Genomic DNA, 18,426 nt, shown 5'->3' with positions numbered 1-18,426 from the left:
ATGCAACGCACTCGCCATGCGGGGTGTAAACTAATTTGTTAACATCATGAAAGGCTGCGGCTTTTTTGCTCCATTCGTTGCACACTACTTCTGCGGCAATGCAGCAAAGTTAGGCACGACAATCATCTGCAGTTAGGGGAGGATGTTAGAACACCTACAATCACGGGCGGTCGCAATGAAGCGTCCGTGACGATCAGAGAAGCGACCATGGTCCAAACGGAAACACGTCAGGTCGAAGCTCAGGACGTCAGGTCCAACGCCGCCCCGATCCCGCTGAGCGAGATTGCCCTGACGGGAATTTTCGAGATTTCGAAAATCCTGGCCGCGCCGACGCGGCTGGAAATCACCCTCGCCAACGTCGTCAACCTGCTGCAATCCTTCATGCAGATGCGCCACGGCGTGGTGTCGCTGCTCGCCGACGACGGCATCCCGGATCTCGCCGTCGGGGCCGGGTGGAGCGAGGGCAGCGACCAGCGCTATCGCGAGCGGCTGCCGCAGAAGGCGATCGACCAGATCGTCGCGACGGCGGTGCCGCTGATCGCGGAGAACGTCGCCGATCATCCCGCCTTCAGCGCCGCCGACGCGGCTACGCTCGGGGCCGGAGCCGACACCCGCGTGTCGTTTCTCGGCGTTCCCATTCGCATCGACCAGCGCGTCGTCGGCACCTTGACGATCGATCGTGTCTGGGATGGCCGCGCCGTGTTCCGGCTCGACTCCGACGTTCGTTTCCTGACGATGGTTGCCAACCTGATTGGCCAGACCATCAAGCTGCATCGGGTCGTCGCACGCGATCGCGAGCGGCTGATGGCGGAGAGCCACCGGCTGCAGAAGGAGCTGCTCGAGCTGAAGCCGGCGCCAGCTAAGGGCAAGAAGGTGCTGGTCGACGGCATCGTCGGCGACAGCCCGGCGCTGCGCGCGCTGCTCGAGAAGATCAACGTCGTCGCCAAGTCGAACGCGCCGGTGCTGCTGCGCGGCGAATCCGGCACCGGCAAGGAGCTGGTGGCCAAGGCGATTCATGAATTGTCGAACCGCGCCAAGCGCCCCTTCATCAAGATCAACTGCGCGGCGTTGCCGGAGACGGTGCTGGAATCGGAGCTGTTCGGGCACGAGAAGGGCGCCTTCACCGGTGCGATCAATTCGCGCAAGGGCCGCTTCGAGCTCGCCGACAAGGGCACCCTGTTTCTGGACGAGATCGGCGAGATCTCGCCGGCGTTCCAGGCCAAGCTGTTGCGGGTGCTGCAGGAGCAGGAGTTCGAGCGCGTCGGTGGCAACCAGACCATCAAGGTCGACGTGCGCATCGTCACCGCGACCAACCGCAACCTGGAAGAGGCGGTGTCGCGCAACGAGTTCCGCGCCGACCTCTACTACCGGATCAGCGTCGTGCCGATCAAGCTGCCGCCGCTGCGCGAGCGCCGCAGCGACATCCCGCAGCTGGCGCGCGAGTTCCTGCGCCGCTTCAATTGCGAGAACGAGCGCGATCTCACCTTCGACGTCAGCGCCATCGAGGTGCTGATGCATTGCGGCTTCCCCGGCAATGTGCGCGAGCTGGAGAACTGCGTGCAGCGGACCGCCACCATGGCGTCGGGCTCGGCGATCGGGATGGACGATTTCGCCTGCAGCCGCAACGAGTGCATGTCGGCGATCCTGTGGAAGGGCAACACGGTGACCCCGCCGCCGCCACGCGGCCAGCCGATGGTGCCGCTGCCGATCCTGCCGCGCACCTCCGCGCCGATCGAACCGCCGGCCGACCTGCCTGCGGCTGAGGCCGACGACGGTGAGTACTCCGAGGCCATGGACGGCGGTGCCGTGCCCGAGCGCGACCGCATCGTCCAGGCGATGGAGCGCTCCGGCTGGGTCCAGGCCAAGGCCGCGCGCCTGCTCGGTCTGACGCCACGCCAGATCGGCTACGCGCTGAAGAAGCACAACATCGAGGTCAAGCGGTTCTGAGTGGATTGACTCGGCACTGAGGCTTGGAACTGAGGCCTGGAACTGAGAAAAGGGCGCGCGGATGCGCGCCCTTTCTGCTTTGATGATCCGCGCTGGACCCTGCGGGGGATTTCCAATCTCGCCGTCATTCCGGGGCGGCGCGCGAAGCGCGACGAGCCCGGAATCCATTTTTCCACCTGCTCTGCCGCCCGATGGATTCCGGGCTCGTGCTGCGCACGCCCCGGAATGACGGAGGAGAGACGCGCGCCCGCTTCAACCGCGTGGCGGAGGACAGCGCAACTTGCCGCCAGGCCACGAGTAGCTCGTTCGACCACAGCTGCTGCCGCCCTGTCGCATCTGCGACATGCTGTCGGGAGAACGACAGCTGCTGCGTCGAGCGACATTTAGAATCCTCCTTAGAAATCAACCAAATGAGCTCTGGCACGGCGCTTGAAAGATCATGCCCGAATGACATCGTCCGATGTCGCTGAGAGCGCGGGGAGCGGCACATGACCTACAAGATCATCGCCTCACAATGCACGGTCTGCGGAGCCTGTGAGTTCGAATGTCCGAATGCGGCCATCCGGCTGAAGAACGACATGTACATCATCGATCCGAAGAAGTGCACGGAGTGCGAAGGCCACTTCGACGCGCCGCAATGCGCTGCCGTCTGTCCGGTGCCGGACACCTGCGTGCCCGCCTGACGTGGGCGCCTTGTTGAGCCTTGGAAGCGGAGTGAGAGATGGCAGCGGTTCAGGAGACCATTGATCGGGTCAAGGGCATTGACGTCGATCAATATCGTTACGGGTTCGAGACGCAGATCGAATCCGAGAAGGCTCCGAAAGGGCTGTCGGAAGACACCATCCGCTTCATCTCGGCGAAGAAGAATGAGCCGGCCTGGATGCTGGAATGGCGGCTGGAGGCGTATCGCCGCTGGCTGACCATGGCCGAGCCGACCTGGGCCCGCGTCGGATATCCAAAGATCGACTATCAGGATCTCTATTACTATTCGGCGCCGAAGCCGAAGAAGAAGGTCTCCTCGCTCGACGAGATCGACCCCGAAATTCTCAAGACCTATGAGAAGCTCGGCATTCCCCTGCGTGAGGTCGAGATCCTCGAAGGCGTCGAGCGCCCCGCCGCCGCCGTGGAGACCGAGGACGGCGAGGCGGCCGCGCCGCGCACCAAGATCGCGGTCGATGCCGTGTTCGATTCGGTATCGGTGGCCACGACCTTCAAGGAGGAGCTGAAGAAGGCCGGCGTGATCTTCATGCCGATCTCCGAGGCGCTGCGCGAGCATCCGGACCTGGTGCAGAAATATCTCGGCACGGTGGTGCCGACCACCGACAACTATTTTGCCACGCTCAATTCGGCTGTGTTCTCCGACGGCTCGTTCGTCTACATCCCGCCGGGCGTCCGTTGCCCGATGGAGCTGTCGACCTATTTCCGCATCAACGAGCGCAACACCGGCCAGTTCGAGCGCACCCTGATCATCGCCGACAAGGGCGCCTACGTCTCCTATCTCGAAGGCTGCACGGCGCCGCAGCGCGACGAGAACCAGCTTCATGCGGCCGTCGTCGAGCTGGTCGCGCTGGATGATGCCGAGATCAAGTATTCGACGGTGCAGAACTGGTACCCCGGCAATTCCGAGGGCGTCGGCGGCATCTACAATTTCGTCACCAAGCGCGGTGACTGCCGCGGCGCGAATTCGAAGATCTCCTGGACCCAGGTCGAGACGGGATCGGCGATCACCTGGAAATATCCGAGCTGCATCCTGCGCGGCGATAACTCCAGCGGCGAGTTCTACTCGATCGCGATCTCCAACGGCTTCCAGCAGGTCGACTCTGGCACCAAGATGATCCATCTCGGCAAGAACACGTCGAGCCGCATCATCTCCAAGGGCATCGCAGCCGGCAAATCGCAGAACACCTATCGCGGCCTCGTCAGCGCCCACCGCAAGGCCTCCGGCGCGCGCAACTTCACCGCCTGCGACTCGCTGCTGATCGGCGACAAATGCGGCGCGCACACCGTGCCCTACATCGAGGCCAAGAATTCCTCGGCGGTGTTCGAGCACGAGGCCACGACCTCGAAGATCTCCGAGGACGTGCTGTTCTACTGCATCCAGCGCGGCCTCAGCCAGGAGGAGGCGGTCGGCCTGGTCGTCAACGGCTTCGTCAAGGACGTGCTGCAGCAGCTGCCGATGGAGTTCGCGGTCGAGGCGCAGAAGCTGATCTCGATCAGCCTCGAAGGTTCAGTCGGATAAGGACGTCGCGCGCGGCGACAACAGATGAGGAGTGTTCGATGACGGCCTTGCTCGAAATCAAGGGGCTTCATGCCGAGATCTCCGGTGGTCGCAAGATCATCCAGGGCCTGGACCTGACCGTGAACAAGGGCGAGATCCACGCCATCATGGGCCCGAACGGCGCCGGCAAGTCGACGCTCTCCTATGTGCTCGCCGGCAAGCCCGGCTATGAGATCACCGCCGGTGAGGTCTATCTCAACGGCGAGGACCTGCTGGCGATGTCGGCCGACGAGCGCGCCGCCAAGGGCGTGTTCCTCGCGTTCCAATATCCGCTGGAGATCCCGGGCGTCGCGACTCTGACGTTCTTGCGTGCTGCCTTCAACGCCCAGCGCAAGGCGCGCGGCGAGGAGGAGCTGTCGTCGCCCGACCTGATCAAGCGCGTGCGCGAGATCGCCAAGACCCTGAACATCGACGCCGACATGCTCAAGCGGCCGCTCAATGTCGGCTTCTCCGGCGGCGAGAAGAAGCGCAACGAGACCCTGCAGATGGCGCTGCTGCAGCCCTCGCTTTGCGTGCTCGACGAGACCGATTCGGGCCTCGACATCGACGCGCTGAAGGTGGTCGCGAACGGCGTCAACGCGCTGCGCTCGGCGGAGCGCGGCATGATCGTGATCACCCACTATCAGCGGCTGCTCGATTACATCGTCCCGGACATCGTCCACGTCTTCGCGGCGGGCCGCATCGTCCGCACCGGCGGCGCGGATCTCGCGCGCGAGCTCGAGGCGACCGGCTACGCCCAGTACCAGAGCGAAGCCGCGTAAGGCAGGGGAGCAAGGATATGGGCGTCGCGATCCGCAAGACCAAGGCCGAGCTCGGACTGGCCGACCTGTACCAGGGCGCCCGCCGCTATCTGCCCGGGGGCGAGGAGATCACGGCGGTGCGCGCCGCCGCCTTCGATCGCTTCAATGCGGTCGGCCTGCCGCACCGTCGCGTCGAGGCGTGGCGCTACACCGATCTGCGCACCCAGATGAAGGAGGCGAAGCGGCTCGCCTCGCTGCCGGACGACGCCGCCAAGGCGAAGGCGCGCGAGGCGCGCGACTTGTTTGCCGGCGCCGGCTTCCGCAAGCTGATGGTCGTCGACGGCGCCTTCGTGCCGGAGTTGTCGGATCTCGCCGATCTCGAGCCGGGCCTCACCATCCAGCCGATGTCCGATGCGCTCGCCGCCGACAAGCCGCTGCTGTCGCAGCGTCTCGGTCCCGTCGTGCCGGACGACGATCCGGCGCTGGCGCTCAACACCGCGCTGGCGGCCAATGGCGTCGTCATCCTGGTCGCCCCGGGGACCGCATTGAGCCGGCCGATCCATGTCGCCTTCGTCACGACCAACTGGGTCGCGACCTCGATGTTCACCCGCTCGCTGGTGAACATCGGCGCCGGCGCCAGCGCGACGATCGTCGAGTCGCATCTGGGGCCCGATGGCAGCGAGTATCAGGTCAACACGGCAATGCAGCTCGTCGTTGGTGACGAGGCGCGGATCGACCACATCAAGGTGGTCGGTGAGGGCAACGGCGCGCTGCACATCGGCTCGCTGCTCGCCAACATCGGGGCGCGCGCGACCTTCAATCAGCTCGGCTTCGTCGCCGGCGGCAGCCTGATCCGCAACCAGCTGTTCGTCCGCCTGGCGGGCGAGGGCACCGTCGCCGACATCCGCGGCGGCGCGCTGCTGTCGGGCACGCAGCATGCCGACACCACGCTTGCGATCGAGCATGCCGCCGAGAACGGCCAGAGCCGCGAGACCTTCAAGGCTGTCGTCGGCGACACCGCCCGCGCGGTGTTCCAGGGCAAGATCACGGTCGCCCCCGGTGCGCAGAAGACCGACGCCAAGATGATGTCGCGGGCGCTGCTGCTGTCCGACGAGGCCGAGGCCGACAGCAAGCCGGAGCTCGAAATCTTCGCCGACGACGTCCAGTGCGGCCACGGCACCACGACCGGGGCGATCGACGACGAGCTGCTGTTCTATCTGATGGCCCGCGGCATTCCGCCGGCGGAAGCGAAAGCGCTGCTGATTCAGGCCTTCATCGGCGAGATCATCGAGGGCGCAGCCAATGAAAACGTGCGGGCGGCGCTGACGGAGGCGATGCTGGGCTGGCTCGGGCGACGGGAGTAGATGATGCATGCAGCGGTGAGCGGAAGCGGCTACGACGTCGGCCGCATCCGGGCGGATTTCCCCATCCTCGGCATGCAGGTGCACGGCAAGCCGCTGGTCTATCTCGACAACGCTGCGTCAGCGCAGAAGCCGCAGTCTGTGCTCGACCGGATGAACCAGGTCTACACGTCCGAATACGCCAACGTGCATCGCGGGCTGCATTATCTCGCGAACGCCGCCACCGAAGCCTATGAGGGCGCCCGGGCCAAGGTGGCGACCTTCCTCAATGCCGAGAGCCCCGAGCAGATCATCTTTACGCGGGGTGCGACCGAGGCGGTGAACCTCGTTGCCCAGACCTTCGGCCGCGAGCGCATCGGACCGGGCGACGAGATCGTGCTCTCGATCATGGAGCACCATGCCAACATCATCCCCTGGCATTTCCTCAGGGAGCGCCAGGGCGCCGTCATCAAATGGGCTCCGGTCGATGACGACGGCAACTTCCTGCTCGACGAGTTCGAGAAGCTGCTGAGCCCGCGCACCAAGATGGTGGCGATGACGCAGATGTCGAACGTGCTCGGCACTGTCGTGCCGGTGAAGGAGGTCATCCGCATCGCGCATGACCGCGGCATTCCGGTGCTGATCGACGGCTCGCAGGCCGCCGTGCACATGGAGGTCGACGTCCGCGATCTCGACGCCGACTTCTACTGTATCACCGGGCACAAGATCTACGGCCCGACCGGGATCGGCGCGCTCTATGGCAAGCGCGAGCTCTTGGCATCGATGCCGCCGTTCAACGGCGGCGGCGAGATGATCCGCGAGGTGTCGCGGGACTTCGTCACCTATGGCGACCCGCCGCACCGCTTCGAGGCCGGCACGCCGCCGATCGTCGAAGCCGCCGGTCTCGGCGCCGCCATCGACTACGTCGCCTCGATCGGCAAGCAGCGGATCGCCGCGCACGAGCATGACCTCGTCGCCTATGCCACCGAGCAGCTGCGCGAGATCAACTCGCTGCGCATCATCGGCAACGCCGCCGACAAGGGCGCCATCGTCTCGTTCGAGATGCAGGGTGCCCACGCCCACGACTTTGCCACCGTCATCGACCGCGCCGGCGTCGCGGTGCGCGCCGGCACCCATTGCGCGATGCCGTTGCTGGAGAGGTTCGGCGTCACGGCGACCTGCCGGGCGTCGTTCGCGATGTACAACACGCGAGAAGAGGTCGACGTGCTCGTGCGCGCGCTGAGGAAGGCGCAGGAGTTTTTCTCGTAAGGCGGATCTTTCGGCCGCCATTGTTGCGAAGAAGCGGTGCCCATGACTGCGCCCTCTCCCGTTGTGGGAGAGGGCTACACCGCGATCAGCTCCGGACACACTCGGGTGAGGGGTTGTCTCCGCGAGTCACGACCGTCTGAGTACGCGAAGAGAACCCCTCACCGGGCGGCCTTCGGCCGCCACCCTCTTCCACAAGGGGAGGGGGTGCACCGAGTATGGCGCGCTATAAGGGCTCGATCAAACCAGCAAACCAGCCAATCAAAACCTACGCCGCAGCCATCGCCGCCTGCGCATCCGTCTTGATCCGGCTCACCATCGAGCGGAAGCCGTTCGATCGTTGCGGCGTCAGGTGCTCGCGCAGGCCGAGCTTCTCGAACAGGGCGATCGGATCGGCGGCGAGGATCTCCGGCGCGGTGCGGCCGGACACCATCGCGAGCAGGATCGCAACCAGGCCGCGCACGATGTGGGCATCGCTGTCGCCGACGAAGTCGAGGACTGGCGCAGCACTGCCATGCCGCACCGATGTCGCGACCCAGACCTGGCTCGTGCAGCCCGGGACCTTGTTGCCGTCGTTGCGGTCGGCGTCGGGCAGGGGCGTCAGGCCGCGGCCGAGCTCGATGACGTAGCGGTAGCGGTCGTCCCAGTCGTCGAGCAGGGTGAAGTTCTCGACGATGTCCTCGATGTCCGGTGTTCCCGGCGTCGGGGCCTGGGTCATCTTCAACATGATTCTCTCCTGGTCATCTGCTGATTTCCACCACCACCGGCCGCGTTGCCGCTGGCTCCGTTCCGCGTCGGGCCAGCACCGAATCCACCGCATGCGTCACACCGTCGAAGGTGATCGGCTTGGCAATGATCGCCTCGGCTCCCTGGCGCAGGCCCGCCAGCGCCAGCGGCGACTTGGTCGACCCCGCCACGACGATGATGCCGGCCTGATGCAGCTTGCGGGCGAGCATGCCGACGGTCTCGGCACCGTCGTCCTCGAGGATGCTGCTCCCGACCAGCACGGCATCGGGCGTGGCGCGGTTCGCCTTGGTGAGTGCATCCGCGGTCTCTGCAAAGGTGAAGGTCTCGTGACGCTCGCTGAGGATATAGCCGAGCGCCGAGCGGATCACCTGATCGGCTTCAATGACAAAGACGCACGTCCTGCTCGACATCGGAATACTCCTTCTGGCCCGTTCGGAGGCGGGTTTGATCTACATCAAGCAAACTCCGTACCGCGCCCTGAGCAGGCCTCACGCATCGCTGTCGCAGGATGTTTGCCGGCGCGCTGCGTGGAGCCTGCGGCGACATGTGTCGTTTCGGACAGCACGTCGTGGGAGCGTCGGGTGAAAAGCCCCGATGTCGGGTTTGCAACAAGTACATCCTAGTGCCGAGCTTGGCCGCATCTCTTTCAAAACATGGCCTTTTTAACGATTCCAAAGCTCTGGCACAGCCGTTGCAAAACTCTGTTCAGGCAAAGGTTGAGGGCTGAGTGCACGCCGACGCTTCGGACGAGCGATGCTCTCCTTCCCAATAACCCGTCTGCCGGTTCTGGAGAGAGGACGCGGTCCTGGTCATGCAAGGCGCATGCGGGACATTGGCAATCGGTTGATGGAGAGCAGAATGTCATCACTTCGACAAATCGCATTTTACGGCAAGGGCGGCATCGGCAAGTCGACGACGTCGCAGAACACGCTGGCCGCGCTGGCCGAGATGGGTCACCGGATCCTGATCGTCGGCTGCGACCCCAAGGCGGATTCCACCCGCCTGATCCTGCACGCCAAGGCGCAGGACACCATCCTGAGCCTGGCCGCTGCCGCCGGCAGCGTCGAGGACCTCGAGATCGAAGAGGTCATGAAGGTCGGCTATCGCGACATCCGCTGCGTCGAGTCCGGCGGTCCGGAGCCGGGCGTCGGCTGCGCTGGCCGCGGCGTCATCACCTCGATCAACTTCCTGGAAGAGAACGGCGCCTATGAGGACATCGACTACGTGTCCTACGACGTGCTCGGCGACGTGGTCTGCGGCGGCTTCGCGATGCCGATCCGCGAGAACAAGGCGCAGGAGATCTACATCGTGATGTCCGGCGAGATGATGGCGATGTATGCCGCCAACAACATCTCCAAGGGCATTCTGAAGTATGCGAACTCCGGCGGCGTGCGCCTGGGCGGCCTGGTCTGCAACGAGCGCCAGACCGACAAGGAGCTGGAGCTGGCTGAGGCTCTCGCCAAGAAGCTCGGCACGCAGCTGATCTACTTCGTGCCGCGCGACAACATCGTGCAGCACGCCGAGCTCCGCCGCATGACCGTGCTGGAATATGCGCCGGAGTCGGTCCAGGCCAACCACTACCGCAACCTGGCGACCAAGATCCACGGCAATGCCGGCAAGGGCATCATCCCGACTCCGATCACGATGGACGAGCTCGAGGACATGCTGATGGAGCACGGCATCATGAAGGCGGTCGACGAGAGCCAGATCGGCAAGACCGCCGCCGAGCTCGCCGCCACGGCATAACCGCCACCGGTCGCCCGGTCCTTCATCGGAAGGGCCGGGTGACCCCCGCAACCGATCATCGAGGAAAGCCAGATGAGCGTTACCGAGAAACAAAGCGTCGCCGAGATCAAGGCGCGCAACAAGGAACTGATCGCCGAGGTTCTGAAGGTCTATCCGGAGAAGACCGCCAAGCGCCGCGCCAAGCATCTCAACGTGCATGAGAACGGCAAGTCGGACTGCGGCGTCAAGTCGAACATCAAGTCGATCCCCGGCGTCATGACCATCCGTGGCTGCGCCTACGCCGGCTCGAAGGGCGTGGTGTGGGGCCCGATCAAGGACATGATCCACATCAGCCACGGCCCGGTCGGCTGCGGCCAGTATTCCTGGGCGGCACGCCGCAACTACTATATCGGCACGACCGGCATCGACACCTTCGTGACGATGCAGTTCACCTCCGATTTCCAGGAAAAGGACATCGTCTTCGGCGGCGACAAGAAGCTCGCCAAGATCATGGACGAAATCCAGGAGCTGTTCCCGCTCAACAACGGCATCACCGTGCAGTCGGAATGCCCGATCGGCCTGATCGGCGACGACATCGAGGCGGTCTCCAAGGTCAAGTCCAAGGAGTATGACGGCAAGACCATCGTCCCCGTCCGCTGCGAAGGGTTCCGCGGCGTTTCCCAGTCGCTCGGTCACCACATCGCAAACGACGCGATCCGGGATTGGGTGTTCGACAAGCTGCCGGCCGATGCCGCGCCGCGCTTCGAGCCGTCGGATTACGACGTCGCGATCATCGGCGACTACAACATCGGCGGCGACGCCTGGTCCTCGCGCATCCTGCTCGAGGAGATGGGCCTGCGCGTGATCGCCCAGTGGTCGGGCGACGGTTCGCTAGCGGAGCTCGAGGCGACGCCGAAGGCGAAGCTGAACGTGCTGCACTGCTACCGCTCGATGAACTACATCTCGCGTCACATGGAAGAGAAGTACAATATTCCGTGGTGCGAGTACAACTTCTTCGGGCCGAGCAAGATCGCCGAGTCGCTGCGCAAGATCGCCAGCTATTTCGACGACAAGATCAAGGAAGGTGCCGAGCGCGTCATCGCCAAGTACCAGCCCCTGATGGATGCCGTGATCGCCAAGTATCGGCCGCGCCTCGAAGGCAAGACCGTGATGCTGTTCGTCGGCGGCCTGCGTCCGCGCCACGTGATCGGCGCCTATGAGGACCTCGGCATGGAGGTCGTCGGCACCGGTTACGAGTTCGGTCACAATGACGACTATCAGCGCACCGCCCAGCACTACGTCAAGGACGGCACGCTGATCTATGACGACGTCACCGGCTACGAGTTCGAGAAGTTCGTCGAGAAGGTCCAGCCGGACCTGGTCGGCTCGGGCATCAAGGAAAAGTACGTGTTCCAGAAGATGGGCGTGCCGTTCCGCCAGATGCACTCGTGGGACTACTCGGGTCCCTACCATGGCTATGACGGGTTCGCGATCTTCGCCCGCGACATGGACATGGCCATCAACTCGCCGGTCTGGAAGATGGCAAAGGCTCCCTGGAAGCAGGCGCCCAAGCCGTTGCTTCAGGCAGCCGAGTAATCACCACCACCCACGGCCTGGCTCTCCTTCGGCGGAGAGCCAGCGCTCCCTGATCGACACAGGAAAATAGAGAGGGTTATCCCATGACGCAGTCTGCCGAACATGTGCTCGATCACTTCGAGCTTTTCCGTGGTCCCGAATACCAGCAGATGCTGGCCAACAAGAAGAAGATGTTCGAAAATCCGCGCGATCCCGCGGAAGTCGAGCGTATCAGAGAATGGGCCAAGACGCCCGAATACCGCGAGAAGAATTTTGCCCGCGAGGCGCTGACCGTCAACCCGGCCAAGGCCTGCCAGCCGCTCGGCGCGGTGTTCGTCGCGGTCGGCTTCGAGAAGACGCTGCCGTTCGTGCACGGCTCGCAGGGCTGCGTCGCCTATTATCGCAGCCATCTGTCGCGCCACTTCAAGGAGCCGAGCTCCTGCGTGTCGTCGTCGATGACCGAGGACGCGGCTGTGTTCGGCGGCCTGAACAACATGATCGACGGCCTCGCCAACGCCTACAACATGTACAAGCCGTCGATGATCGCGGTCTCCACCACCTGCATGGCGGAAGTCATCGGTGACGACCTCAACGCCTTCATCAAGACGTCCAAGGAGAAGGGCTCGGTTCCCGCCGAATTCGATGTGCCGTTCGCTCATACGCCCGCCTTCGTCGGCAGCCATGTCACCGGCTACGACAATGCGATGAAGGGCATTCTCGAGCACTTCTGGGACGGCAAGGCCGGCACCGCGCCGAAGCTGGAGCGCGTTCCGAACGAGAAGATCAACTTCATCGGCGGTTTCGATGGCTACACCGTCGGCAACATCAAGGAAGTGAAGCACATCTTCGAGGCGATGGGGATCGAGTACACCATCCTCGGCGACAATTCGAACGTGTTCGACACCCCGACCGACGGCGAGTTCCGCATGTATGACGGCGGCACGACCTTGGAGGATGCGGCCAATGCGATCCACGCCAAGGCGACCATCTCGATGCAGGAATACTGCACCGAGAAGACGCTGCCCTTCATCGGCAACCACGGCCAGGAAGTCGTCGCCTTCAACCATCCGGTCGGCGTGACCGGCACCGACGCGTTCGTGATGGCGCTGTCCCGGATCACCGGCAAGGAGATCCCGGAATCGCTCGCGCTGGAGCGCGGCCGCCTGGTCGACGCCATCGCCGACTCCAGCGCGCACATCCATGGCAAGAAGTTCGCGATCTATGGCGATCCGGATCTCTGCCTCGGCCTCGCTGCGTTCCTGCTGGAACTGGGCGCCGAGCCGACCCACGTGCTCGCCACCAACGGCAACAAGCACTGGGCCGAGAAGGTGCAGGCGGTGTTCGACAGCTCGCCGTTCGGCAAGAACTGCAATGTGTATCCCGGCAAGGATCTCTGGCACATGCGGTCGCTGCTGTTCACCGAGCCGGTCGACTTCCTGATCGGCAACACCTACGGCAAGTATCTGGAGCGCGACACCGGCACGCCGCTGATCCGCATCGGCTTCCCGATCTTCGATCGCCACCACAAGCACCGCTATCCGGTGTGGGGTTATCAAGGCGGCCTGAACGTGCTGGTCACGATCCTCGACAAGATCTTCGACGAGATCGACCGCAACACCAACGTGCCGGCCAAGTCGGACTACAGCTTCGACATCATCCGCTAAGTCACGGCGCGCGGCGGTCCTTCAAGGGCCGCCGCGCTTCGATCGGGACGATGAGGCTCAGGGGAAGGTCGGAAACGGCCGGAGCCTCCTCTCCAAGAAGAGACGCGCAGAAGGTCCGCCAACAGGAGAAGCCGATGAGCTCGCTGTCTGCCACGATCCAGAACGTCTTCAACGAGCCGGGTTGCGGCAAGAACGCCAACAAGTCCGAGGCCGAGCGCAAGAAGGGTTGCACCAAGCAGCTGCAGCCGGGCGGCGCGGCCGGCGGCTGCGCCTTCGACGGCGCCAAGGTCGCGTTGCAGCCGCTGACCGACGTCGCGCATCTCGTGCACGGACCGATCGCCTGCGAAGGCAATTCCTGGGACAACCGCGGTGCGGCATCGTCGGGCTCGCAGATCTGGCGCACCGGTTTCACCACCGACATCAATGAGACCGACGTCGTGTTCGGCGGCGAGAAGCGCCTCTACAAGGCGATCAAGGAAATCATCGAGAAATACGATCCGCCGGCGGTCTTCGTCTACCAGACCTGCGTGCCCGCCATGACCGGCGACGACATCAACGCGGTCTGCAAGGCGGCCTCGGCCAAGTTCGGCAAGCCCTGCATTCCCGTCAATTCGCCCGGCTTCGTCGGCCCGAAGAATCTCGGCAACAAGCTCGCCGGCGAGGCGCTGCTCGATCACGTCATCGGCACCGTCGAGCCGGAGGTCACGACGCCCTACGATCTCAACATCATCGGCGAATACAATCTGTCCGGCGAGCTCTGGCAGGTGAAGCCGCTGTTCGACGAGCTCGGCATCCGCATCTCCGCCTGCATCTCCGGCGACGGCCGCTACAAGGAGGTGGCGTCGTCGCACCGCGCCCGCGCGGCGATGATGGTGTGCTCCAAGGCGATGATCAACGTCGCCCGCAAGATGGAGGAGCGCTATGGCATTCCGTTCTTCGAAGGCTCGTTCTACGGCATCCAGGACTCCTCGGACTCGCTGCGCGAGATCGCGCGTCTGCTGGTCGAGCGCGGCGCGCCGTCCGATTTGCTGGACCGCACCGAGGCCGTGATCGCGCGCGAGGAGGCCAAGGCCTGGGCGGCGATCGAGCCGTTCAAGAAGCGGCTCACCGGCAAGAAGGTGCTGCTGATCACCGGCGGCGTGAAGTCGTGGTCGGTGGTGGCGGCGCTGCAGGAGGCCGGCATGGAACTGGTCGGCACCTCCGTCAAGAAGTCCACCAAGGAGGACAAGGAGCGCATCAAGGAGCTGATGGGTCAGGACGCGCATATGATCGACGATATGGCGCCCCGCGAGATGTACAAGATGCTCAAGGACGCCAAGGCCGACATCATGCTGTCGGGCGGCAAGTCGCAATTCGTGGCGCTGAAGGCCGCGATGCCCTGGCTCGACATCAACCAGGAACGCTCGCACGCCTTCATGGGCTACATTGGCATGGTGAAGCTGGTCGCCGAGATCGACAAGGCGATCTACAACCCGATGTGGGAGCAGCTGCGCAAGCGGGCGCCCTGGGAGACCGCCAGCAACAATTGGCAGGCCAAGGCGATTGCGCAGGCCGATGCGGAAGCTGCTGCGCTCGCGGCTGATCCCGTGGCGGCGGAAGCCGCGCGCCGCGCCAAGAAGATCTGCCACTGCAAGTCGGTCGATCTCGGCACCATCGAAGATGCGATCAAGGCGCATGGCCTGACCGACGTCGCCGGCGTCCGGACCCACACCAACGCGTCGGGCGGCTGCGGTGCCTGCGCCGGTCGGGTCGAAGACATTCTTACGGCGCAGAAGGCGCCGGCGGAACTGCTGCAGGCGGCGGAATAGGGTGGCGCTCATGGCCAAGGTCACCATCGGAAAGAAGGCCTGCGCGGTCAATCCGCTGAAGATGAGCCAGCCGATCGGCGGCTCGTTCGCCTTCCTCGGCCTGCGTGGCGCGATGCCGCTGCTGCACGGCTCGCAGGGCTGCACCTCGTTCGGCCTGACGCTGTTCGTGCGCCACTTCAAGGAAGCGGTGCCGATGCAGACGACGGCCATGAGCGAGGTCGCCACCGTGCTCGGCGGCTACGAGAATGTCGAGCAGGCGATCCTCAACATCTACAAGAAGCAGAAGCCGGAGATCATCGGCATCTGCTCGACCGGAGTCACCGAGACCAAGGGCGACGACGTCGACGGCTATATCAAGCTGATCCGCGAGAAGCACCCGGAGCTCGCCAATTATCCGCTGGTCTACGTCTCGACACCGGACTTCAAGGATGCGTTCCAGGATGGTTGGGACAAGACGGTTGCCAAGATGGTCGAGGTGCTCGTCGACAAGCCGACCTCGACGCGACGCGATCCAGCGCGGGTCAACGTGCTGCCCGGCTGCCATCTGACGCCGGGCGATATCGAAGAGCTCCGCACCATCTTCGAGGATTTCGGCCTGGAGCCCTCGTTCCTGCCGGATATCGGTGGCTCGCTCGACGGCCACATCCCCGACGAGTTCACGCCGACGACGATCGGCGGCATCGGACTGGAAGAGATCGCGACCATGGGCAGCGCGAGCTGGACGATCGCGATCGGGGCGCAGATGAAGCGCGCGGCGGAGGCGATGCAGGCCAGGACCGGTGTGCCGTACCGGCTGTTCGAGCGGCTCTGCGGCCTGCTGCCGAACGATGAGTTCATGTCGTTCCTCAGCGAGATCTCGGGGCGTCCGGTGCCGGCGAAGTATCGCCGCCAGCGCGGCCAGCTCGCGGATGCGATGCTGGATGCGCATTTCCACATCGGCGGCCGCAAGCTCGCCATCGGCGCCGAGCCGGATCTGCTGTTCGACGTCGCGAGCATGCTGCACGACATGGGCGCCGAGATCTCCGTCGCCATCACCACCACGCAATCACCGGTGCTCGAGCGCATGCCGTGCGAGGAGGTGCTGATCGGCGATCTCGAGGATCTGGAGACGCGTGCGAAGGAGCGCGACTGCGGGCTGATGATGACGCATTCGCATGGCCGCCAGGCGGCCGCGCGGCTGAAGATCCCGTTCTATCGGATCGGCTTTCCGATGTTCGACCGCCTGGGCGCAGGGCATCTGCTGACGGTCGGCTATCGCGGCACCCGCGATCTCATCTTCGCGCTCGCCAATCTGATCATCGCCGACCGGGAGGACAACCATCAGCCGACACCGGACACCTGGATCGATCCCTGGAAGGATTTCCAGCAGGCGACGCCCGAGTCCGCGGTCGTGGCACCCTTGCATTGACGCGTCAGGAGAAAGGACCGACGACATGAAAGTCGCATTCGCTACCCAGGATCTGAAACGCGTCGACGCCCATTTCGGCTGGGCCAAGAATATCGCGATCTACGATCTCGATCCCGAGGGCTACCGCTTCCTCGAGGCCGTCGAGTTCGATGGCGATCTCAAGGAGGACGGCAACGAGGACAAGCTGGCGCCGAAGATCGAGGCGATCAAGGACTGCGCGATCCTCTATGTCGCGGCGATCGGCGGCTCCGGCGCGGCCCGCGTCGTCGCCAACAACATCCATCCGATGAAGGTCACCCAGCCCGAGGAGATCACCGATCTGCTCGGCAAGCTGCAGGCGGTGCTGAAGGGCACGCCGCCGCCGTGGCTGCGCAAAGCTTTGGCCAAAGGTCAGGAACGCGCGCTCGATTTCGAGGAATGAGGAAACGCACATGTCTGATACCGCAGTCGTAGAAGAAGTCGTCCCTGCCGAGCAGCGCCCTTTCGTCAAGGAGCTGATCAAGGTCTGGCGCGCCCAGGACACCCATGGCGCGTGGGAAGGCAAGAAGGATGTCGAGCTGCTCGAGCCCTACATCCTGGACAAGGAGAAGCGGCGCGCGCTGCCCATCATCGGCGATCCCGATCCCGAGACGATCTGGCGGCTGGAGCTGTTCTTCAACGCGATCGCGCTGTCGATCGAGAAGGCCACCGGCGTGATGATCTCGCCGATGCTGAAGATGAGCCATGAAGGCTTCGGCCGCATGGTGCTGATCGGCGGCCGGCTGATCGTGGTCAACAAGCAGCTGCGCGACGTGCACCGTTTCGGCTTCGACAATCTCGGCAAGCTGGCCGACGAGGGCGACAAGTTCGTCAAGTCCGGCGTCGAGATGATCGAGAAGTTCAAGGACGTCGCGAATTACTGAAGGCGAGGATGAGACGATGAGCGACCTGGATACATTGAAGGCCGAGATCAAGAAGCTGTCGGCCCGCGCCATGGATGCCAAGATGAACCTGCACGATCTGTCGGAGGAGCTGCCCGTCAACTGGGACCAGATCCTGCCGACCGCGCAGAAGGCACACGAGGCATTTGCCGAGCTGGAGAAGAAGCGGGCCGAGCTGAAGAAGCTCGAGGCCGCGTAAAGCCCGCACAAGGACCTGCCACCATGTCCAATTCAACCCGCGACGGCCGCGACTGGCGGCCGGACTATCTGGTCGCGATCGACCCGGCCAAATGCATCGGCTGCGGCCGCTGCTACAAGGTCTGCGGCCGCGAGGTCATGACCCTGAAGGGCATCAACGACGAGGGCGAGTTCGTCGAGCTCGACGACGACGAGGATGACGAGGTCGAGAAGAAGATCATGGTCATGCACGACACCGGCGCCTGCATCGGCTGCGGCGCCTGCGCCCGGGTCTGCCCGACCAACTGCCAGACCCATTCGCCGGCGGCGTGATCCTATCGGGCGTGCGGCCATGCTGCGGATGGAAGCAAAGTTCACGATCGGCCAGGTGACCCGGCACCGCGTCTACGATCTGCGCGGCGTCGTGTTCGACGTCGATTTGTCGTTTTCCGAGGAAGAGGGCTGGCGCGCCATTACCATGGACGCCAGGCTCGACAAGAAGCAGCCGTTCTACTATCTGCTCGCCGAATGCGGCGACAGCAGCTACATCGCCTACGTGCCGGAGCAGAACCTGGTGGCGGACGTGTCAGGCGAGCCTGTGAAGCATCCGGACATCGGCGAGCTGTTCGATGTGGACGACGGTGGCAGCTACCATTACCGCGGGCGGATCTTCCAATAGTCGGCCGGATATCCACGGCCGTCCCAGAGTCCAAGCACCGCCCTGGATCGCCTCGCTGCGCTCGCGATGACGGCAGCAGCACTCAGCGTCTCCCGGAACTACCGCCATCAGATATAAGGCAATGTCCGTCCACCGGTCATTCCGGGGCGCGC

At 64.2% G+C, this 18,426-nt stretch carries 18 protein-coding genes; 16 read left to right on the top strand and 2 right to left on the bottom strand.

Annotated elements, in window-relative coordinates; genetic code table 11:
• The first annotated feature begins 207 nt into the window (after positions 1-207).
• The 6 genes from nifA to QX108_RS10980 all read left to right on the top strand — a co-directional run bounded on the left by nifA (position 208) and on the right by QX108_RS10980 (position 7,574).
• On the top strand, positions 208-1,947 hold the full coding sequence (gene nifA / locus QX108_RS11005; RefSeq protein WP_315721340.1) for a nif-specific transcriptional activator NifA: 1,740 nt from the start codon (positions 208-210) through the stop codon (positions 1,945-1,947).
• Positions 1,948-2,435: 488 nt separating this feature from the next.
• Entirely contained in the window at positions 2,436-2,630 is a 195-nt protein-coding gene (locus QX108_RS11000; protein WP_006609648.1) for a 4Fe-4S dicluster domain-containing protein, read from the top strand.
• Positions 2,631-2,668: 38 nt separating this feature from the next.
• Positions 2,669-4,186 (top strand): Fe-S cluster assembly protein SufB, encoded by a 1,518-nt coding sequence (gene sufB / locus QX108_RS10995; protein WP_315781824.1) that lies wholly within the window; start codon positions 2,669-2,671, stop codon positions 4,184-4,186.
• Between the two features lie 38 nt (positions 4,187-4,224).
• Complete coding sequence (gene sufC, locus QX108_RS10990) at positions 4,225-4,986, top strand: Fe-S cluster assembly ATPase SufC (protein WP_315781822.1); 762 nt, start codon at positions 4,225-4,227, stop codon at positions 4,984-4,986.
• Between the two features lie 17 nt (positions 4,987-5,003).
• A complete protein-coding gene (sufD, locus tag QX108_RS10985; RefSeq protein ID WP_315781820.1) occupies positions 5,004-6,329 on the top strand; it encodes a Fe-S cluster assembly protein SufD in 1,326 nt (441 codons plus the stop codon).
• 3 nt (positions 6,330-6,332) lie between these two features.
• A complete protein-coding gene (locus QX108_RS10980) occupies positions 6,333-7,574 on the top strand; it encodes a cysteine desulfurase (RefSeq protein ID WP_315781818.1) in 1,242 nt (413 codons plus the stop codon).
• A 265-nt stretch (positions 7,575-7,839) separates the two neighbouring features.
• Here the strand turns inward: QX108_RS10980 and QX108_RS10975 are convergent, their stop codons facing one another.
• Complete coding sequence (locus QX108_RS10975) at positions 7,840-8,298, bottom strand: SufE family protein (RefSeq protein WP_315781816.1); 459 nt, start codon at positions 8,296-8,298, stop codon at positions 7,840-7,842.
• A gap of 13 nt (positions 8,299-8,311) precedes the next feature.
• A complete protein-coding gene (locus tag QX108_RS10970) occupies positions 8,312-8,728 on the bottom strand; it encodes a response regulator (RefSeq protein ID WP_315721334.1) in 417 nt (138 codons plus the stop codon).
• A gap of 448 nt (positions 8,729-9,176) precedes the next feature.
• Between QX108_RS10970 and nifH the strand changes: the two genes are divergently transcribed.
• The 10 genes from nifH to hspQ all read left to right on the top strand — a co-directional run bounded on the left by nifH (position 9,177) and on the right by hspQ (position 18,274).
• Entirely contained in the window at positions 9,177-10,064 is an 888-nt protein-coding gene (gene nifH, locus QX108_RS10965; RefSeq protein WP_006609655.1) for a nitrogenase iron protein, read from the top strand.
• Positions 10,065-10,136: 72 nt separating this feature from the next.
• Positions 10,137-11,639 carry a nitrogenase molybdenum-iron protein alpha chain gene (gene nifD, locus QX108_RS10960; RefSeq protein WP_315721333.1) on the top strand — a complete coding sequence of 501 codons (1,503 nt, stop codon included), beginning with the start codon at positions 10,137-10,139 and terminating at the stop codon, positions 11,637-11,639.
• A gap of 83 nt (positions 11,640-11,722) precedes the next feature.
• Entirely contained in the window at positions 11,723-13,282 is a 1,560-nt protein-coding gene (nifK, locus tag QX108_RS10955; RefSeq protein WP_315781814.1) for a nitrogenase molybdenum-iron protein subunit beta, read from the top strand.
• Positions 13,283-13,416: 134 nt separating this feature from the next.
• Entirely contained in the window at positions 13,417-15,090 is a 1,674-nt protein-coding gene (gene nifE, locus QX108_RS10950; RefSeq protein WP_315781812.1) for a nitrogenase iron-molybdenum cofactor biosynthesis protein NifE, read from the top strand.
• A gap of 10 nt (positions 15,091-15,100) precedes the next feature.
• Entirely contained in the window at positions 15,101-16,498 is a 1,398-nt protein-coding gene (gene nifN / locus QX108_RS10945) for a nitrogenase iron-molybdenum cofactor biosynthesis protein NifN (RefSeq protein WP_315781810.1), read from the top strand.
• Between the two features lie 25 nt (positions 16,499-16,523).
• Entirely contained in the window at positions 16,524-16,919 is a 396-nt protein-coding gene (nifX, locus tag QX108_RS10940) for a nitrogen fixation protein NifX (RefSeq protein ID WP_172115371.1), read from the top strand.
• Positions 16,920-16,929: 10 nt separating this feature from the next.
• The gene (locus tag QX108_RS10935; RefSeq protein ID WP_315781808.1) at positions 16,930-17,400 is read left to right on the top strand and encodes a NifX-associated nitrogen fixation protein; all 471 of its coding nucleotides are present in this window, start codon (positions 16,930-16,932) and stop codon (positions 17,398-17,400) included.
• A gap of 16 nt (positions 17,401-17,416) precedes the next feature.
• Positions 17,417-17,617 (top strand): CCE_0567 family metalloprotein, encoded by a 201-nt coding sequence (locus QX108_RS10930; RefSeq protein ID WP_009032148.1) that lies wholly within the window; start codon positions 17,417-17,419, stop codon positions 17,615-17,617.
• Positions 17,618-17,640: 23 nt separating this feature from the next.
• On the top strand, positions 17,641-17,928 hold the full coding sequence (gene fdxB, locus QX108_RS10925) for a ferredoxin III, nif-specific (protein WP_315721329.1): 288 nt from the start codon (positions 17,641-17,643) through the stop codon (positions 17,926-17,928).
• Positions 17,929-17,947: 19 nt separating this feature from the next.
• A complete protein-coding gene (hspQ, locus tag QX108_RS10920; protein WP_315721328.1) occupies positions 17,948-18,274 on the top strand; it encodes a heat shock protein HspQ in 327 nt (108 codons plus the stop codon).
• Positions 18,275-18,426: the final 152 nt, after the last annotated feature.

The sequence above is a fragment of the Bradyrhizobium sp. SZCCHNR1002 genome (assembly GCF_032381435.1).
Classification (GTDB): Bacteria; Pseudomonadota; Alphaproteobacteria; order Rhizobiales; family Xanthobacteraceae; genus Bradyrhizobium; species Bradyrhizobium aeschynomenes.
This window is presented reverse-complemented; position numbering and strand designations above follow the sequence as displayed.